The following is a 17,690-nucleotide window of genomic DNA, read 5'->3' as shown; positions in this document are numbered from 1 at the left end:
AAATGTGATCCAAAGGGCCGCGCTTTCAGCGCGGTCTTTTTTTGTTTGTGGGGGGCTCTGCCCCCGTCGCGGTGCGACTCCCCCGGGATATTTGGGGACAGGTGAAAATGCGGATCAGAGGGGAAGGGGGCGGCCTTCGGCGATGGCCTCCATCGCGAAATACGATGTGACGCTGTCCAGTTCGACCTTTTCGATCAGGCGTTGGTAGACCTTGTCGTAGGATGCCATATCCTCGGTCACGACTTTCAACTGATAGTCATAGTCGCCGCCGATGCGGTGGAAATCGACCACTTCGGGTATGGTCAGCACGTGGTTGCGGAAGGCTTGCAGCCAGTCCGCCGAGTGGTGCCGGGTGCGCAGCATGACGAAAACAACGAGGCTAAGCCCCAGTTTTTCGCGTGCGATCCGTGCTGTTGATCCGGTGATCACGCCGTTTTCGTTCAATGCCTTAAGGCGACGCCAGCAGGCGTTCTGGGACAGGCCCACCCTGTCTGCCAGTTCGCGTTGGGACAGCGTGGCGTCGGTTTGCAGCTCTTGCAGGAGGTGTTTGTCAATATGATCTAATTTTTCAGACATTATTGATCATATGACACAAGAACAGACTAAAAAGCAAAAAGAATTGTGGAGTTTTCTCAGGAGTAGTCAATCATAATGGTTGGGCAACACGGAGCCCAGACCATGACCCTATCCAGATTTCGCGCCGACCTTGATACTGCCAATCGTATGTCCAGCCTGCGCGACGGGCTGATCGGAGAGAACGTGCTGATCCCGGGTCTGCATGGGGATGTACGGCTGGTTTATGCGGATTACGTAGCTTCGGGGCGGGCGCTGCGGCAGGTGGAAGATTTTGTTGCCGAACATGTGCTGCCTTTCTATGCCAACAGTCATACCGAGGCGTCATATTGCGGTTCCTACATGACGCGTCTGCGCCGCGAGGCGCGGGCTGAGATTGCCCGGATCGTTGGGGCCAGTCAGGAGGATGCGGTGATCTTTGCCGGGTCCGGCGCGACTGCGGGTCTGAATCGGCTGGTGAACCTGTTGGGGGTTGAGGCCGCCGACGCGCCGGTCGTCCTGATCGGGCCGTATGAGCATCATTCGAACATCCTTCCGTGGCGCGAAAGCAAGGCGCAGGTGGTTGAGATACCCGAAGGTTCAGAGGGCGGTGTGGATTTGCAGGCGTTGGAGCAAGCTCTGGCTGCGCATGCAGGTGCGGATCTGATCATCGGGTCGTTTTCAGCTGCGTCAAATGTCACGGGAATCATCACGGACCCCGATCCGGTGACGCGCCTGCTCAAGGCACATGGGGCGGTGTCTGTTTGGGATTACGCCGGCGGGGGGCCGTATCTGCCGATGGATATGGGGCCTGCGGATGCGCGCAAGGATGCCATCGTGGTGTCTCCGCACAAGTTTCCGGGCGGGCCGGGCGCGTCGGGGGTACTGATTGTCAATCAAAACGCGGTGACGCGGACCTGTCCCAGTTGGCCCGGCGGGGGGACGGTCAGTTTCGTCTCGCCCTGGCGCCATGTTTACAGCGCGGATTTGGCCACGCGAGAGGAGGCCGGAACGCCAAACGTCATTGGGGACATCCGGGCCGCGCTGGCCTTTATCGTCAAGGATGTGGTCGGTGCGGATGAAATTGCCCGGCGCGAGGCGCGGTTCAATCGAATGGCGGTTCAGGGGTGTCAGGACAACCCGAACCTGACCTTGTTGGGCGCCAGCACTTCGCATCGGCTGCCGATCTTCTCATTCCTTGTGCGGGACACTTCCGGCCAGCCGGTTCACCAACAGCTTTTCACCCGGATGCTCAGCGACATTTACGGCATTCAGGCTCGCGGTGGGTGTGCCTGTGCGGGGCCTTACGCGCATCGTTTGCTGGGGATTGATCGCGACGCCTCGGATCAGTTGCATGCGCAGCTGTCGGCGGGGGAGGAGATGAAGAAGCCCGGCTGGGTGCGGTTGAATTTCTCGTATCTGATGAGCGAGGAGACGGTTCAGCTCATCATCGACAGCGTCAATGAGCTGTCCCGCAGGACCGAGGAATTCGCGCCGCTATACAGCGCCGACCCGGCGACGGCCCGCTTCAAAGCGGCGTGACGGAATTGCCGCTTTTCTCAAGGCGTTGAGACAGGTATGAGAGGCTTCAATAAACGGAGCCTCTTATGACAAAGATCACCCCTCAACCAGGCATTATGGACATCGCGCTCTATCAGGGCGGCCAGTCGCATGTGGCCGGGGTTGAGCATGTGATCAAGCTGAGTTCGAACGAAAATCCGTTTGGTCCCAGCCCCAAGGCCATAGAGGCGGTGCGCGACAGTGCGGCCACCCTGCATCGTTATCCCAGCACCGATCACGCTCCTTTGCGGACGGCAATCGGGTCACGCCACGGGCTGGACCCTGCGCGGATCATTTGCGGTGTGGGCAGCGATGAGGTGCTGCAATTCATCGCCCAGGCTTATGCCGGGCCGGGGGATGAGGTCATCTATACCGAGCATGGGTTTTCCATGTACCCGATCATCGCGCGGATGGCGGGTGCAACGCCCGTGGTGGTGCCCGAAAAGGACCGTCATGTAGATGTGGACAATATCCTGTCTGCTGTCACTGCGCAGACGCGGATCGTGTTCGTGACCAATCCGGGCAATCCGACTTCGACCATGATCGCTGAGGCTGAACTGGTGCGGCTGGCCAAGGCGCTGCCGCAAACCTGCCTGATGGTGATCGACGGGGCCTATGCCGAGTTTGTCGACGGGTTCGATGGCGGTGCGTCGCTGGTGGATCGGTTCGAGAATGTGATCATGACCCGGACCTTTTCCAAGGTGTATGGCCTGGGCGGTATGCGTGTCGGGTGGGGCTATGCGGCGCAGTCCATCATCGATGTGCTGAACCGGGTCCGCCAGCCGTTCAACCTGTCGCTGACGGCTTTGGCCGCGGCAGAGGCGGCGGTGAATGATGTGGAATTCCTGTCCTTCTGTCAGGCCGAAAACGCCCGCTTGCGAGCTTGGTTGTCTGACGAACTGGCCAAGGTCGGTGTGCCGTCGGATGCGTCCTGCACCAATTTTATTCTCGCACGGTTCGCCGATCGGGTCGAGGCCGAGGCCTGTGACGACTACCTGAAAACTCAGGGTCTGATCGTGCGCCGCGTGGCGGGGTACAACCTGCCCAATGCACTGCGCATTACCGTGGGCGATGAAGACGCTTGTCGCCGCGTCGTCGCGGCGATCACCGCATTTAAAGGGGGCACTGCATGAGCCAGGTTTATGATCGTGTCGCCCTGATCGGTTTGGGCCTGATCGCGTCGTCCATGTTCTGGGCGATCAAACGCGCTGGACTCGCAGGTGAGGTTACCGGTTATGCCCGGTCCGAGACGACGCGTGAAACAGCGCGGCAGATCGGTTTATGTGACCGGGTGTGCGACACCGCGAGAGAGGCCGTGGAAGGCGCTGATCTGGTGGTGCTCTGCGTGCCTGTTGGCGCAATGGGTGCTGTGGCCGCTGATATCGCGTCGGTTTTGAAGCCGGGCGCCACGTTGACCGACGTGGGGTCCGTTAAGCGCCATGTGATCGAGGCGGTATCGCCTCATATCCCCGAGGGCGTGCACTTCATCCCCGCACACCCGCTGGCCGGGACAGAGCATTCCGGCCCTGAATCGGGCTTTGCCGAGCTGTTTGACAACCGCTGGTCCCTGCTGGTTCCGGTTGTGGGCTCGGACCCTGAGGCCATTGCTCGCCTGCGGGCGTTGTGGGAAGGCATGGGTGCCAATGTTGATGAGATGGATGCCGATCACCACGATCTGGTTCTTGCCGTCACCTCGCACGCGCCGCACCTGATCGCTTATACGATGGTGGGTGTGGCCGACGATTTACGCCGTGTCACCGATAGCGAGGTTATCAAGTATTCGGCGGCGGGGTTTCGGGATTTCACGCGGATCGCGGCCTCGGACCCGACCATGTGGCGCGACGTGTTCCTGACCAACAAGGACGCCACGCTGGAAATTCTGGGGCGCTTCACCGAAGAGCTTTTTGCCCTGCAACGTGCGATCCGAACCGGGGATGGGGAGCAGCTGTTTGACTATTTCACCCGAACTCGTGCGATCCGACGCGGCATTATCGACGCGGGTCAGGATACGGATGCGCCGGACTTTGGGCGTGGGGCTAAAAGTTCATGAGGCATGTTTGGGCAGGGTTGGTGATCGGATGTCTGGCAGCCACGGCGGGCCTGTCCCAATCCTCTCCTCCTGAACAGTCGTTGATTCCTGTCGCGCGGCCCTCAGCGCCGGTGGTTCTGGCCTTCGCCAGTCCCGATGCTTCTGCGAATATTCGGCCCGTCTTGCGGCCACAATCCCCACAGGTACTGGCCGTGGCGGCGCGCCCGCTGGATGTGCCCCTGCTGGGGCCCGATACGTCACTGATGCCTTATCTGCGCCCCAAAGCGCTGGAGCAACAGGCGTTTCTGAAGAAACGCAAGCTGCGCAAAAGCTCGGTCTGTGGCGACATCGATATTCAGGGCAAGCCCGTCGGCAATGTGCCGGGCCGGATCAAGGCCTGTGGTATCAAGGATGCGGTTCAGATCACATCGGTCTCGGGCGTAAAGCTGAGCCGCCCGTCGACAATGGATTGTGGCACCGCCATCGCGCTGAACAAATGGGTCGACAAATCGGTCAAGCCAACGTTCAAACGGCGTGGTCCGGTGGTCGAACTACAGGTTGCCGCCCATTATGCCTGCCGGACCCGCAACAACCGCAAAGGCGCGAAAATCTCGGAGCATGGCAAAGGCCGGGCCATCGATATCTCGGGCTTTAAAATGGCGGATGGAGAGGTCGTGACCGTCCTGAGCGGCTGGCGCAAGAACCCGTCAAAGCGTCAGCTGACCAAGATCTGGCGTGCGGCCTGTGGCCCTTTTGGCACCGTTCTGGGGCCGAATGCCGACCGGTATCACAAGGATCATTTCCATCTGGACACCGCGCGCCATCGTCGCGGGCCATACTGTCGCTAACGCAGGATCAGACGCGGGGCAGGTCCCAGCGGCAAAGGTCCGAGCGCAACAAAGCCGTCGCGGAAATTCAGTTGCAGGTCCAGCGCGTTGGGATTGCCGCCCAATCCTGCCATGAAGTTCAACGCCCGCGTGACCGGATCAACCGCCTGGTCGGGTAGGGCACCCGCCGCGTTGGCCATGGCGATCATGTCGCGCCAGTTTTCGGCCTTGATGGCGATCTCGCCCGTGGGGATACCCTGTTGGTCGACCTCCAACTCGCCAGCAGCGAACAGACGCAGGGCGCCCCATTTCATCTCGGCCAGACGCAGATCAATATGGGTGGGTTGTGGCCTGCTTTCCTCCAGCGCCGAGCGATCCCAAGGTTTGTCGAAGGTTGCGGTCATTTCCAGCTCAAGCGTCTCGAACGCTTGCGGCAGGGTGGTGGCCGAGCGCATCAGCTCTCGCAGGTCGTCGCCGGGGGTAAAGCCGTCGATCCGGGCGCCGATCACGTAAGCCTCGGGGGTTTCGGTCTGTTCCATAACCAGCGCCAACGTTTCCCCGCCCGCCAATGCCTCGGCGTCATCGGTGACGGACCATGGGCCTGCGGTCAGCGCCATTTTCTCAAGCACCAGCGCGACGCCGGGTTGCAATTGCAATTCTGCCTGCAGATCGCTGGCCTCTATGGTGGCTGTCTGATCGTAGTAGGACAAACGCTGCGGTGTTTCGGCAAACCGCAGCACCTGACGACCGGGCCAGATTGCGGGGCTTTGAAACTCGATCCAGTCCGCGCTCCAGGCGGTGCCGTTCACCGGATCAGCCAGCGCGGGGCTGTTCAGACGTGTCATGTGGTGGAACGGATACCCAGCGGTTTCCACATCCGAGAAATCCGCCTGCCAGCCCTGTTCCTGCTGTTTGTCGAACCATGTGGTGATCGCATTGCGCAGCCCGAACCCGGCGACGAACCAATAGGCGCTCCACGCAACAAAGATGAAAATGATAACCCGCACCAGACTGCGCATGACAGATGGCCCTTTTTCCCGCCTTGGAATTGATGTTTATAGGCCGAAACGGGCAAGGACCAGTGCTATGACGATGTGGGTTTTCGGATATGGATCGCTGCTGTGGAATCCGGGCTTTCCGGTGGCCCGCAGCGAACGCGCCACGTTGCACGGCTATGCCCGGTCTTTCTGCATGAGCTCGATTCACCACCGCGGGACCGAGGATCATCCCGGCCTTGTGCTGGCGCTGGATGAACAGGCAGGCGCGCAGTGCAAGGGGCTGGCCCTGGCGGTTGAGGCGGGGCACGAGGAGCGCACCTTGCACGAATTGCGCGAACGCGAGCTGATCTCATCCGCCTATGTTGAAAAGATGCTGGATGTGCATCTGAACACGGGCGAAGTTGTGAATGCCGTGACCTATGTGATCGACGCGGATCACGTTCAGTATTGCGGCGGCATGCCGCTTGAGGAACAGGCCCAGATCATCGCCCATGCTGTCGGCGGGCGCGGGCCGAACACCGAATACCTGTACAATACGGCCGAACATCTGGCCGAGATCGACCTGCGCGATCCCGATCTTGAGTGGTTAGCGCAACGGGTGCGCGACATCACTTCATAAACCCTTGGCGTCACCGGCGTTATTTCGCTAGATTCAGCGCAGAGCAGGCAAAATACCGGGAACCACGCGCATGGCGCAGGCACATCAGGGCGCGAGACCGCATTTCTCGCAACCCATTCGTCAGATCGTTACAATGCTGGTCGCGATCAGTCTTGCGGGGTTCGGGGTTTTTATGGCTTTGCCGTATGTTCTGCCGGTTTTCTACGCAAACCCCTATCTGAACGGTTTTATCCTGCTGGTGTTTTTCATCGGCGTGCTGGCCTGTTTCTATCAGGTAACACAGCTGATCGGGTCGGTGCGCTGGATCGAAGCCTTCGTCGGCGGAGTCGTCCGCGAAGACGCGCGCACACCGCAATTGCTGGCGCCGCTGGCATCACTTCTACGTGTGCGGGGCGCGCGGTCGCAGATCAGCTCGACCTCGACCCGGTCCATTCTGGATTCCGTGGCCGAACGGATCGAGGAAGAGCGTGAGATTACGCGCTATATCACCAATGTTCTGATTTACCTTGGCCTTTTGGGTACGTTCTTTGGCCTGGCCACAACCGTGCCCGCCATTGTCGACACCATCCGCAGCCTGAACCCGCAAGAGGGTGAAGAGGGGCTGGCCGTCTTCAACCGCCTCATGGTCGGGCTGGAATCGCAATTGCAGGGCATGGGCGTGGCCTTTGGCTCGTCGCTGCTGGGTCTGGCCGGATCGTTGATCGTTGGCCTGTTGGAGCTATTCGCGGGACACGGTCAAAACCGGTTCTATCGCGAGCTTGAGGAATGGTTGTCCTCGATCACCCGTGTCGGTTTTGCCGGCAGTGATGAGGGCGGGGCCGAACTGGCCGTTCTGACCCCGGTGCTGGATGCAATGTCCGAGCAGATGAACGCGCTTCAGGATCTGTTCACCGCGCAAGAGGCCGACCGCGCGGCAGTGTCGTCGCGGCTGGGGCAGTTGGCGGATTCCATCGGTGAGATGAATCAACGCCAGTCGAACAACGATGGCGTGACGGCCGCGCTGGAACGGGTGGCTTTGGGACAGGACGCCTTGTTGGATCACATGCGCGAACAGGGCACCGGCGACGGCATCGACGCCGAAAGCCGCATGCGCCTGCGGTCGATGGATGTGCAGTTGCTGCGTATTCTCGAAGAAATCTCGGCCGGTCGCCAGGAAAGCATGAGCGAGCTGCGCAAAGACATCGAACTGCTGGTCAAGGCGCTGACCTTGCCCCGAGGCGCCGTGCGCACCGCTCCGGACGGAGAGTAAGCTATGGCTCTTTCCCGCCGCACAGGTCAGCGTTTCCAAGGCTCGGTCTGGCCGGGTTTTGTGGATGCGATCACCGGGTTGTTGATGGTGCTGACCTTTGTGCTGACCATCTTCATGGTGGTCCAGTTTGTGCTGCGCGAGACGATCTCGGGTCAAGAGGATGAGTTGACGGCCCTGTCGGACGAGGTTGCGGCGCTGGTCGGGGCCCTCGGTCTGGAAGAGCAGGAAAATAGCCGGTTAGAGGCGCGGCTGGGGGTTCTGAACTCGACCTTGTCGCAGGTGGAAGGCGAATTGGTGCAAACCCAAATTCGCCTGACGGATTTCGAAGATCAGGTGGCCGCGCTGTTGCTGGATCAAGAGCGTGCGCAGGGTGAGATTGCCGATTTGCAGGATCAGCGCGAGGCGTTGAACCTTGCCCTGGCCCAAAGCCGGGCCGAGATTGACGAACAGACCGAGGCCGCGCGCCTTGCCGCCGCCCAACGCGAAGCGCTTGAGGCTCTGGTCGCCGATCTGGAACAAAGCGATGCCGCGCAAGCGACCCAAATCTCAGAGCTGGAAGAACAGCTGAGCGCGGAAGAGGCCGCTAAGCTGGCCGAAGCTGCCGCCGCCGAAAACCTGCGCAACCGTCTGCAGAACGCGGATGCTGAACTGACGGCCATGACGCTGGCCTTGGAAGCGCAGCGCAGAGAGGCCGAGGAAACCCTGACCCTGCTGGCCGCAGCGCAAGCCGCCAAAGAGGCTTTGGAGCAGCAATTTGGTGAGTTGAACGGCGAAGACCTGCGCGCCCGGCTTGACGCCGCCCTGGCCGCCCAAAGCGAAGCACAGGCCGAGGCGCAGGAACAGCGCACATTGGCCGAAGACCGTGCGGCCCTTTTGGCCGTGGCGCGCGATACGCTGTCGGCAGAACAGGCAATTTCGGAAAAAGCGCAACGCGAAACGGCCTTGCTGAACCAGCAGATGGCGGCGCTGCGCGAACAACTGGGTGGATTGCAGGCGCTGCTGGACGACTATGAAGAGCGCAACGCGGCCGCCGATATCCGCATTCAATCGCTGGGTCAGGACCTGAACGCAGCCCTTGCGCGGGCCGCGTCCGAGGAACGCCGTCGCCGTCTGCTGGAAGAGGCTGAACGGATCAGGCTGGAGGCCGAGGCCGAAGAGCTAGCCGCCCAAGCCGAGGATCTGGCGGCGCAGGCAGAAGACTTGCAGCAATACCGGTCCGAGTTTTTCGGCCGCCTGCGCGAGGTTCTGGGCGATGAAGACGGCGTGCGGATCGAAGGCGACCGCTTTGTCTTCTCATCCGAGGTGCTGTTTGACACCGGATCGGCCGTATTGTCCCCGGTCGGCCAGCAAGAGGTCGCCAAGGTTGCCGCCATCCTGCGCAGTGTCGCGGCGGAAATCCCCGAGGGGCTGAACTGGGTGATCCGGGTGGACGGGCATACGGATAACGTGCCTCTGGCCGGAACAGGCCGGTATCGCAACAATTGGGAGCTGAGCCAGGGGCGTGCCCTGTCCGTGGTGCGTTATATGGTCGAGGCGCTGGGTATTCCGCCCAACCGGCTGGCCGCCAATGGGTTCGGTGAATTCCAGCCCGTCAACCCGGCGGACACGCCAGAAGCGCGCGCCCAGAACCGGCGGATTGAGTTGAAACTGACCGAAAGATAGCGGCGGGGCTCGGGTCTGCTGTATTGTCTTGAAACGCGCCGGTTTCAGACGTTTTTGGCCCGCGCGCATGATGAAAAACGAGAGCACAGCCCCTATATCTGCACCATAGGTTGAACAGGTGCAGATGGTGCAAGAAGACACTTCAGATCTGGAACAAGCTGTGAAAGACGCCCTGCGCGCGCCATACCAACGCATGGCGCGGCATCAAACCCGCAATGGTTCAGCGTTCTGGCTGAAACGTGTGGAACGTTCGAGCCCCTTTCTATGGCTGGTAAAGGGTCTGCCGCAAAAGGCGTTTGACCGGGATCGGCGCTCTCACCGTCTGCTGTGGAGTTGGGGAGCTCCCGTTCCCGCGATCCTGATGGAAGGCGACGGCTTTCTTGCGATCGAAGATGCGGGCACCAGTTTGACCAAGCTTTGTCAGGTCATTTCCGTTGCGGAAAAAGAAAAAGCATGCAGCGCGGCGGGACAAGCTTTGGCCCGTCTGCACGCAGCCGACCTCGCCCATGGGCGACCCGCCTTTCGGGACATGTGCTGGGACGGGCACCGCATCCGGTTCATCGATTTTGAGTATTTCACTCCTGCCAAAGCCGGGCGGATCAGAAAAGCGCGGGATATTGGCATAGCGCTTTTGTCTGCGATGTCTCAGGGCCTAAAGGGGCCGCGCTATGCCTATCGGTTGGCGTCTGCGTATTACCGGGCTGCGTGGAGTCAAAAAGCAGCTCGCATAAGATCGCCAATTTCCGATCCCGGCTTTCGCTAGCACGGTACGTTAAAAAACCCGCCTCAGAGGGCGGGTTTTCTTTGTCTACCGGATCAATCCGCCGTCAACAGCGGAGGCTTGTCGCCCGGAATACGCGGCTGATCTGGACCGAAGATTTCCAGGTTCAGTTCACCCTTCTTGACCGAGACACGCACCACACCGCCTTTGGCCAGCTTGCCGAACAGCAGCTCCTCGGCCAGAGGTTTCTTGATGTGCTCCTGAATGACACGGCCCAGCGGGCGGGCGCCCATCTTGTCGTCATAGCCCTTGTCAGCCAGCCATTCGGCGGCTTTGCGGGTCAGGTCGATGGTCACGTTGCGGTCCAGCAGCTGCGCTTCCAGTTGTAGAACGAACTTTTCGACCACCTGCAGGATCACCTCTTTCGGCAACGGCGCGAAGGAGATCACGGCATCCAGACGGTTGCGGAATTCCGGCGTGAACGTGCGTTCAATCGCGGCGGTGTCTTCGCCTTCGCGGCGGTCACGGGCAAAGCCGATAGCCGCTTTGGCCTGTTCCTGCGCACCAGCGTTCGAGGTCATGATAAGAACCACGTTGCGGAAATTCACCGTGCGGCCGTTGTGATCGGTCAACTCGCCATGGTCCATCACCTGCAGCAGGATGTTGAACACGTCCGGGTGCGCTTTCTCGATCTCGTCCAGCAGCAGCACGCAATGCGGATGCTGGTCGACGCCGTCGGTCAACAGACCGCCCTGATCGAACCCGACATAGCCCGGAGGGGCACCGATCAGACGGGAAACTGCGTGTTTCTCCATGTATTCCGACATGTCAAAGCGCAGAAGTTCGACGCCCAGCGTATCTGCCAATTGCTTGGCGACCTCGGTTTTACCCACACCGGTCGGGCCGGCGAACAGGTAGTTGCCGATGGGTTTTTCAGGCTCGCGCAGACCGGCACGGGCCAGTTTGATCGCGCTGGACAGCGCCACGATGGCATCGTCCTGACCGAACACCACCCGTTTCAACGAGGTTTCAAGGTCCTTCAGAACCTCGGCATCATCCTTAGTGACATTCTTGGGCGGAATGCGGGCGATCTTGGCCACGACGGCCTCAATCTCTTTGACGCCGATGGTTTTGCGACGCTTGCTTTCCGCGACCAGATGCTGCGCGGCACCTGCCTCATCGATGACGTCGATGGCCTTGTCGGGCAGCTTGCGGTCATTGATATAGCGCGCGGCCAGCTCCACCGCGGTTTTGATCGCGTCGGCGGTATATTTGATCTCGTGATGCTCTTCGAAATAGGGTTTCAGACCACGCAGGATTTTCACGCTGTCTTCGACCGAAGGTTCATTCACGTCGATCTTCTGGAACCGGCGGCTCAGCGCGCGGTCCTTTTCGAAATGCTGGCGGAATTCCTTATAGGTGGTCGAGCCCATGGTGCGCAGCTTGCCGCCCTGCAGCGCAGGTTTCAGCAGGTTCGAGGCGTCCATCGCGCCGCCCGAGGTCGCACCGGCACCGATCACGGTGTGAATTTCGTCGATGAACAGCACCGCGTCGGGGTGATCCTCCAACTCGGTCACGACCGCCTTCAGGCGTTCCTCGAAATCGCCGCGGTAGCGGGTGCCTGCCAGCAGCGCGCCCATGTCCAGCGAGTAAATCGTGGTCTCGGACAGCACATCGGGGGCCTCGCCCGCGACGATCTTATGGGCCAAACCCTCGGCGATGGCGGTTTTGCCAACGCCCGGATCACCCACCAGCAGCGGGTTGTTCTTGCGGCGGCGGCAAAGCACCTGAATGCAGCGCTCAACCTCAGAGGCGCGGCCAATCAGCGGGTCGACATCACCCGCGCGGGATTTTGCGTTCAGATCAACGCAGTATTTCCCCAGCGCGCTTTCCTTCTGTTCGCCATCGGCCGTGCTTGCCTGAACATCGTCCTCGACCTGATCCGCGCCCGAGACCGAGCGGTTTTCACCATAGGCCGGGTCTTTGGCGACACCGTGCGCGATGAAATTTACCGCGTCATAGCGGGTCATGTCCTGTTCCTGCAGGAAATAGGCCGCATTGCTTTCGCGTTCTGCAAAGATGGCGACCAGAACATTCGCACCGGTCACTTCGGTCCGGCCCGAGCTTTGCACGTGGATCGCCGCCCGCTGAATGACGCGCTGGAAGGCGGCCGTGGGCACGGCTTCGGACCCGTCGATGTCGGTCACAAGGTTTGAAAGGTCTTCGTCAATGAATTCGACCAAAGTGCCACGCAGCTCATCCAGATCGACGCTGCAGGCTTTCATGACGCGAATGGCGTCCGGTTCTTCCAGCAGTGCCAGCAGCAAATGCTCTAGCGTGGCGAATTCGTGTCGCCGTTCGTTCGCAGCCGCCAAGGCCGCGTGAATGGCTTGTTCTAATGTGCTCGAGAATGAAGGCACGCGGGTGCTCCTCTGTCTTGGGTCGGAAGGGGCGCGGGCTTTAGGCCGGATCCCCATCCCAACCATGTCCTCATACTATTAGAGTTTGGTTGATCGCGGCCCGGCTTCAAGGGTTTTCTTTCACTTGACAGTCACATTTCTTGTGACCGTGGCCGTGAAGTGGGGAAAATAGGCATCAGAATCTATCTTTTCTAGCCCGGATTTCCGCAAACACGTCAGCGGGCTCTGCCCCGACCATCCCCAGATGGGCCTGAATCGACGCATCGGTGGCGCGCAAAAAGGGGTTTGTCGCCTTTTCCAACGCCAGAGTCGATGGAACCGTGGGCCTGTTTTCGGCGCGCGCAGTGTCGATTTCGGCAGCGCGCTTCTGCAGTGCGGCGTTGTCCGGATCCACCGTCAGCGCGAATTTGGTGTTTGATTGCGTGTATTCGTGGCCCGAGCAGACCAGCGTATCGTCGGGCAGGGCGGCCAGTTTTGACAGCGACGCCCACATCTGCGGTGCGGTGCCTTCGAACAGGCGACCGCAGCCCATGGCCATCAGGCTATCGGCGGTGAAAACAGCCGCGCTCTGCGGCATATAGAATGCGATATGGCCCACAGTGTGGCCCGAGACATCCATGACCTGGACGGGTTCACCACCCACCTCGAACGTGTCGCCATCGCCAACCTGCTGGTTCAGCGGCGGCAGGCGGTGGGCGTCTGCGGCAGCCCCGATCACTGTGGCGGGGTGTTTTTCCAGGATCGCGGCCAGGCCGTCCACATGGTCATAATGGTGATGCGTCAGCAACACGTGGCTCAGGGTCCAGCCACGTTTGTCCAACTCGGCCAGAATCGGTTCGGCTTCGGGCGCATCGATCAAAGCGGTGTTGCCGCTATCGGCATCATGCGCCAGAAATGCGTAATTGTCGCTGAGACAGGGGATTGTGACGATCTCAAGAGGCATGGTATTTTGCCCTTTCGTTGCTAGACTGCGCTCAGCTAAGCCGATTGACCGGGTGTCCGCAATGCATCTTGATGTGCAGGATCTGAGGAATTTCTACTACCGCAGCACATTGGGTCGCGCGGCGCAGGCGGCCATTCGTGGGCGGTTGCTGGAAATCTGGCCCGAGGCCAAGGGGCAAACAGTTGTGGGGTTCGGTTTTGCCGTACCTCTTTTGCGCCCCTATCTTGCCGATGCGCGGCGTTTGATCGGCCTGATGCCGGGACCGCAAGGGGTGATGCCCTGGCCTGCCGGGATGCCGAATGTATCGGTTCTGACCGAAGAAACCCTTTGGCCTGTTGAAACCGGGCATGTCGACAAGCTGGTTGTGATGCATGGGCTTGAGACCTCGCAGCGGCCAACGGAACTGTTGAACGAATGCTGGCGGGTTCTTGGGCCTGGCGGTAAGGCGCTGTTCATTGTGCCCAACCGGGCCGGGCTGTGGTCGCGAACAGATAGGACGCCGTTTGGCTTTGGGCGCCCTTATTCTGCCTCGCAACTGGAAAATCAGCTCAAGGCGCATCACTTCCTGCCGGAAAGCCACTGTTCGGCTTTGTACATGCCGCCGTCGTTCCGGCGGTTCTGGCTGAAATCCGGCAGCTTGATTGAAAAAACCGGACAGCGTGTGCCAACCGTCATGGCGGGAGGCGTGCTGATGGTCGAAGTCACAAAACACATCCGCCCACCCAGCGGCAGTGTCACGAAAGATGCGGTGCGGCGCCCGATCAAAGCGCTGGATGGGTTGTTGAAGCCTGCCTAAGAAGCCAGCATCGTTGGGGTGCAAAAGTTGCGGGAAAAAAGTCACAGGAATCGCAAAAACCTGCATATTCGTAACATTTTTCAACTGGGCTAGGGGGTTCAAACCGTCGCACTTGGCGTAAGTGCATGAAAGTTAACGGTTTGTGGATAATTCTGTTACCGCTATAGCGTATTGCTTGGTTGGAACACCTCTGCTACATCCCCGGTGATTTTGATCCCCGCCCTTCATGGACGGGGTTTCCTCACGCCCCAAGGTAGCGGCCGCTACTCAAAACAGGGGCCTCAAATATCGGAAGGGTGGACGTGTCCGAACCAGCTTCGATTTCCACAGGCATCGCCGAGCGCTATGCCACCGCAATCTTTGAGATTGCAAAAGAGAACAATGACCTTGCAGGTCTGGAATCCGGCATCAATGATCTGGCAGCCGCTTTGGGCGACAGCGCAGACCTGCGCGACCTGATCGCATCCCCGCTGGTTTCGCGCGCTGAGCAAGAGGGCGCGATCACCGCAGTTGCCGACAAGATGGGCCTGAACGCCATCCTGCGCAACACGCTGGGTCTGATGGCACAGAAGCGCCGCCTGTTTGTTGTGCCACAACTGGTGCAGGTGCTGCGCGATATGCTGGCCGAAGAGCGTGGCGAAGTGACCGCCGATGTCGCCTCGGCCAAGGCGCTGACCAAAACCCAACTGGAAAAACTGTCCAAAACGCTGTCCGAGCGTGTGGGCAAGACCGTGACAATCAATGCGACCGTGGATGAAAGCCTCATCGGCGGTCTTGTCGTTAAAGTGGGCTCGAAAATGATCGATAGCTCGATCCGTTCGAAGCTGAACTCCCTACAGAATGCAATGAAAGAGGTCGGATAAATGGGAATCCAAGCTGCAGAGATTTCTGCAATCCTGAAGGACCAGATCAAGAATTTTGGTCAGGAAGCAGAAGTGGCCGAGATCGGCCGCGTGCTGAGCGTCGGTGACGGGATTGCCCGTGTATACGGTCTGGACAACGTGCAAGCCGGTGAGATGGTCGAATTCCCCGGCGGCATCATGGGCATGGCGCTGAACCTGGAAAGCGACAACGTTGGTGTCGTTATCTTTGGCTCCGACCGTGACATCAAAGAAGGTGACACTGTTAAGCGCACCAACTCGATCGTGGACGTTCCGATTGGTGACGAACTGCTGGGCCGCGTTGTGGACGGTCTGGGCAACCCGCTGGACGGCAAAGGCCCGATCAATGCCTCCAAACGTGGCGTTGCTGACGTCAAAGCCCCCGGCATCATCCCGCGTAAATCGGTGCACGAGCCGATGGCAACCGGCCTGAAATCGGTTGACGCGATGATCCCGATTGGCCGTGGCCAGCGAGAACTGATCATCGGTGACCGTCAGACCGGTAAAACCGCCGTGGCGCTGGACACCATTCTGAACCAGAAAGTCTACAACGACGCAGCAGGCGACGACGAGTCGAAGAAACTGTACTGCATCTACGTGGCTGTTGGTCAGAAGCGTTCGACCGTTGCGCAGTTGGTGAAGAAACTGGAAGAGTCCGGCGCGATTGAATACTCGATCGTTGTGGCTGCAACCGCGTCCGACCCGGCGCCGATGCAGTTCCTGGCGCCTTACTCGGCGACCGCGATGGCCGAATACTTCCGTGACAACGGCCGCCACGCGTTGATCATCTATGATGACCTGTCGAAGCAGGCTGTTTCCTATCGTCAGATGTCCCTGCTGCTGCGTCGTCCGCCCGGACGTGAAGCGTATCCGGGTGACGTTTTCTACCTCCACTCGCGCCTGCTGGAGCGTTCGGCGAAGCTGAACGAAGATTTCGGTGCAGGCTCGCTGACCGCTCTGCCGGTTATCGAAACGCAAGGTGGTGACGTTTCGGCGTTTATTCCGACCAACGTGATCTCGATCACCGACGGTCAGATCTTCCTGGAAACCGAACTGTTCTACCAGGGCATCCGCCCTGCTGTGAACACCGGTCTGTCGGTTTCGCGTGTGGGCTCGTCGGCCCAGACCAACGCGATGAAATCGGTTGCGGGTCCGGTTAAGCTGGAACTGGCTCAGTACCGTGAAATGGCAGCCTTTGCGCAGTTTGGTTCCGACCTTGACGCTGCAACCCAGCAGCTGCTGAACCGTGGTGCGCGTCTGACCGAGCTTATGAAGCAGCCGCAGTACTCGCCGCTGACCAACGCGGAAATCGTCTGCGTCATCTTCGCGGGCACCAACGGTTACCTCGACAAGATCAGCGTCTCGGATGTTGGCCGCTATGAGGCCGGTCTGCTGGCGCATCTGCGCGGCAAGCACGCCGACCTGCTGAAGTGGATCACCGACGAAGATCCCAAGATCAAGGGCGAGGCTTCCGACAAGATCAAGGCTGCGCTGGACGAATACGCCGCAACCTTCGCTTAAGGGAGAGGCGGGCATATGCCAAATCTTAAGGACCTTAAAAACAGGATCGAGTCGGTCAAATCGACCCGCAAGATCACCAAGGCCATGCAGATGGTCGCGGCTGCAAAACTGCGCCGCGCCCAGGAATCTGCCGAAGCCTCGCGCCCCTATGCCGAGCGGTTCAATGCCGTGATGGCGGGGCTGGCGGCGTCGGTCGGGGGCAGCGACAGCGCCCCCAAGCTGCTCCGTGGTACGGGCAGTGATGATGTCCATCTGCTGGTTGTGATGACAGCTGAACGCGGCCTGTGCGGCGGCTTCAACTCGAACATCGCCAAGCTCGCCCGCCAAAAGGCGGAAGAGCTGCGCGGCAAGGGCAAGACGGTCAAGGTTCTGACCGTCGGCAAGAAAGGCCGCGACGCGCTCAAGCGTGATTTGGGCGATCTATTCGTTGGACATGTCGACCTGAGCGAGGTCAAGCGCATTGGCTACACCAACGCGCAGGACATCGCCAAAGACATCCTGTCCCGCTTTGATGGGGCTGAGTTCGATGTTGCCACGATCTTCTACTCGAAGTTCGTCAACGTCGTGACCCAGATCCCGACGGCACAGCAAATCATCCCCGCCTCGTTCGAAGACGAAGCGGCTGGTGACGACAGCGGTGCCATTTTCGACTACGAGCCCAGCGAAGAGGCCATTCTGGCCGACCTGCTGCCCAAGGGGGTTGCGACCGCGATCTTCTCGGCTCTGCTCGAAAACGGAGCGTCTGAACAAGGTGCACGGATGTCCGCAATGGACAACGCGACACGCAACGCGGGTGAGATGATCGACAAGCTCACGATCCAGTTCAACCGCTCGCGTCAGGCCGTGATCACCAACGAGCTGATTGAAATTATTTCCGGCGCTGAAGCGCTGTAGAGACATACCGGAGACGAA

Annotated in this window: 16 protein-coding genes; 12 read left to right on the top strand and 4 right to left on the bottom strand. The window is 60.0% G+C overall.

What is annotated here, in order from left to right:
* Positions 1-114: 114 nt before the first annotated feature.
* Positions 115-576: an Lrp/AsnC family transcriptional regulator gene (locus ACRZ94_RS04750; RefSeq protein ID WP_480796779.1), complete on the bottom strand. Its 462-nt coding sequence runs from the start codon at positions 574-576 to the stop codon at positions 115-117.
* Between the two features lie 102 nt (positions 577-678).
* Here ACRZ94_RS04750 and ACRZ94_RS04745 point away from each other — a divergent pair, with 102 nt between their 5' ends.
* The 4 genes from ACRZ94_RS04745 to ACRZ94_RS04730 all read left to right on the top strand — a co-directional run bounded on the left by ACRZ94_RS04745 (position 679) and on the right by ACRZ94_RS04730 (position 4,989).
* Positions 679-2,094 (top strand): aminotransferase class V-fold PLP-dependent enzyme, encoded by a 1,416-nt coding sequence (locus ACRZ94_RS04745; RefSeq protein ID WP_480796778.1) that lies wholly within the window; start codon positions 679-681, stop codon positions 2,092-2,094.
* A 65-nt stretch (positions 2,095-2,159) separates the two neighbouring features.
* Positions 2,160-3,245 carry a histidinol-phosphate transaminase gene (gene hisC / locus ACRZ94_RS04740; RefSeq protein ID WP_480650085.1) on the top strand — a complete coding sequence of 362 codons (1,086 nt, stop codon included), beginning with the start codon at positions 2,160-2,162 and terminating at the stop codon, positions 3,243-3,245.
* Entirely contained in the window at positions 3,242-4,162 is a 921-nt protein-coding gene (locus ACRZ94_RS04735; RefSeq protein WP_480650086.1) for a prephenate/arogenate dehydrogenase family protein, read from the top strand. Before hisC ends, ACRZ94_RS04735 begins: the two co-directional genes overlap by 4 nt.
* Positions 4,159-4,989 (top strand): extensin-like domain-containing protein, encoded by an 831-nt coding sequence (locus ACRZ94_RS04730; protein ID WP_480796777.1) that lies wholly within the window; start codon positions 4,159-4,161, stop codon positions 4,987-4,989. The genes ACRZ94_RS04735 and ACRZ94_RS04730 overlap by 4 nt, the downstream gene beginning before the upstream one ends.
* On the opposite strand, the gene ACRZ94_RS04725 is transcribed toward ACRZ94_RS04730, so the two are convergent.
* Entirely contained in the window at positions 4,986-5,987 is a 1,002-nt protein-coding gene (locus ACRZ94_RS04725; protein WP_480796776.1) for a DUF2125 domain-containing protein, read from the bottom strand. The genes ACRZ94_RS04730 and ACRZ94_RS04725 overlap by 4 nt on opposite strands.
* A 67-nt stretch (positions 5,988-6,054) precedes the next feature.
* On the opposite strand from ACRZ94_RS04725, the gene ACRZ94_RS04720 reads away from it, so the two are divergent.
* The 4 genes from ACRZ94_RS04720 to ACRZ94_RS04705 all read left to right on the top strand — a co-directional run bounded on the left by ACRZ94_RS04720 (position 6,055) and on the right by ACRZ94_RS04705 (position 10,259).
* Positions 6,055-6,585: a gamma-glutamylcyclotransferase gene (locus ACRZ94_RS04720; protein ID WP_480650089.1), complete on the top strand. Its 531-nt coding sequence runs from the start codon at positions 6,055-6,057 to the stop codon at positions 6,583-6,585.
* Positions 6,586-6,655: 70 nt separating this feature from the next.
* Complete coding sequence (locus ACRZ94_RS04715; protein WP_480796775.1) at positions 6,656-7,834, top strand: biopolymer transporter ExbB; 1,179 nt, start codon at positions 6,656-6,658, stop codon at positions 7,832-7,834.
* 3 nt (positions 7,835-7,837) lie between these two features.
* On the top strand, positions 7,838-9,496 hold the full coding sequence (locus tag ACRZ94_RS04710) for a peptidoglycan -binding protein (RefSeq protein WP_480650091.1): 1,659 nt from the start codon (positions 7,838-7,840) through the stop codon (positions 9,494-9,496).
* A gap of 124 nt (positions 9,497-9,620) precedes the next feature.
* Complete coding sequence (locus ACRZ94_RS04705) at positions 9,621-10,259, top strand: hypothetical protein (protein ID WP_480796774.1); 639 nt, start codon at positions 9,621-9,623, stop codon at positions 10,257-10,259.
* Between the two features lie 53 nt (positions 10,260-10,312).
* Here ACRZ94_RS04705 and clpA read toward each other — a convergent pair whose 3' ends face one another.
* The gene (gene clpA, locus ACRZ94_RS04700; protein ID WP_480796773.1) at positions 10,313-12,637 is read right to left on the bottom strand and encodes an ATP-dependent Clp protease ATP-binding subunit ClpA; all 2,325 of its coding nucleotides are present in this window, start codon (positions 12,635-12,637) and stop codon (positions 10,313-10,315) included.
* A gap of 175 nt (positions 12,638-12,812) precedes the next feature.
* Positions 12,813-13,580: a hydroxyacylglutathione hydrolase gene (gloB, locus tag ACRZ94_RS04695; RefSeq protein WP_480796772.1), complete on the bottom strand. Its 768-nt coding sequence runs from the start codon at positions 13,578-13,580 to the stop codon at positions 12,813-12,815.
* Between the two features lie 61 nt (positions 13,581-13,641).
* On the opposite strand from gloB, the gene ACRZ94_RS04690 reads away from it, so the two are divergent.
* The 4 genes from ACRZ94_RS04690 (at position 13,642) to ACRZ94_RS04675 (ending at position 17,672) form a co-directional block, all read left to right on the top strand.
* Positions 13,642-14,376 carry a methyltransferase domain-containing protein gene (locus tag ACRZ94_RS04690; RefSeq protein WP_480651412.1) on the top strand — a complete coding sequence of 245 codons (735 nt, stop codon included), beginning with the start codon at positions 13,642-13,644 and terminating at the stop codon, positions 14,374-14,376.
* Positions 14,377-14,678: 302 nt separating this feature from the next.
* On the top strand, positions 14,679-15,239 hold the full coding sequence (locus tag ACRZ94_RS04685) for a F0F1 ATP synthase subunit delta (RefSeq protein ID WP_480650095.1): 561 nt from the start codon (positions 14,679-14,681) through the stop codon (positions 15,237-15,239).
* On the top strand, positions 15,240-16,778 hold the full coding sequence (atpA, locus tag ACRZ94_RS04680; RefSeq protein WP_480650096.1) for a F0F1 ATP synthase subunit alpha: 1,539 nt from the start codon (positions 15,240-15,242) through the stop codon (positions 16,776-16,778).
* Between the two features lie 15 nt (positions 16,779-16,793).
* On the top strand, positions 16,794-17,672 hold the full coding sequence (locus ACRZ94_RS04675) for a F0F1 ATP synthase subunit gamma (protein WP_480650097.1): 879 nt from the start codon (positions 16,794-16,796) through the stop codon (positions 17,670-17,672).
* Positions 17,673-17,690 lie beyond the last annotated feature (18 nt).

The organism is Ruegeria sp. CH10 (assembly GCF_056537125.1).
Note: the sequence above shows the minus strand (reverse complement) of the source record. Positions and strands in the feature narration are given on the sequence as shown.

What these genes read in the sequence shown, in the direction of transcription:
- ACRZ94_RS04715 (WP_480796775.1), top strand. Translation starts at nt 6,656, where the DNA reads ATGGCGCAGGCACATCAGGGCGCGAGACCGCATTTCTCGCAACCCATT.
- gloB (WP_480796772.1), bottom strand. Translation starts at nt 13,580, where the DNA reads ATGCCTCTTGAGATCGTCACAATCCCCTGTCTCAGCGACAATTACGCA.
- ACRZ94_RS04690 (WP_480651412.1), top strand. Translation starts at nt 13,642, where the DNA reads ATGCATCTTGATGTGCAGGATCTGAGGAATTTCTACTACCGCAGCACA.
- atpA (WP_480650096.1), top strand. Translation starts at nt 15,240, where the DNA reads ATGGGAATCCAAGCTGCAGAGATTTCTGCAATCCTGAAGGACCAGATC.
- ACRZ94_RS04745 (WP_480796778.1), top strand. Translation starts at nt 679, where the DNA reads ATGACCCTATCCAGATTTCGCGCCGACCTTGATACTGCCAATCGTATG.
- ACRZ94_RS04725 (WP_480796776.1), bottom strand. Translation starts at nt 5,987, where the DNA reads ATGCGCAGTCTGGTGCGGGTTATCATTTTCATCTTTGTTGCGTGGAGC.
- ACRZ94_RS04720 (WP_480650089.1), top strand. Translation starts at nt 6,055, where the DNA reads ATGACGATGTGGGTTTTCGGATATGGATCGCTGCTGTGGAATCCGGGC.
- ACRZ94_RS04705 (WP_480796774.1), top strand. Translation starts at nt 9,621, where the DNA reads ATGGTGCAAGAAGACACTTCAGATCTGGAACAAGCTGTGAAAGACGCC.
- ACRZ94_RS04675 (WP_480650097.1), top strand. Translation starts at nt 16,794, where the DNA reads ATGCCAAATCTTAAGGACCTTAAAAACAGGATCGAGTCGGTCAAATCG.
- ACRZ94_RS04730 (WP_480796777.1), top strand. Translation starts at nt 4,159, where the DNA reads ATGAGGCATGTTTGGGCAGGGTTGGTGATCGGATGTCTGGCAGCCACG.
- ACRZ94_RS04710 (WP_480650091.1), top strand. Translation starts at nt 7,838, where the DNA reads ATGGCTCTTTCCCGCCGCACAGGTCAGCGTTTCCAAGGCTCGGTCTGG.
- ACRZ94_RS04750 (WP_480796779.1), bottom strand. Translation starts at nt 576, where the DNA reads ATGTCTGAAAAATTAGATCATATTGACAAACACCTCCTGCAAGAGCTG.
- hisC (WP_480650085.1), top strand. Translation starts at nt 2,160, where the DNA reads ATGACAAAGATCACCCCTCAACCAGGCATTATGGACATCGCGCTCTAT.
- ACRZ94_RS04735 (WP_480650086.1), top strand. Translation starts at nt 3,242, where the DNA reads ATGAGCCAGGTTTATGATCGTGTCGCCCTGATCGGTTTGGGCCTGATC.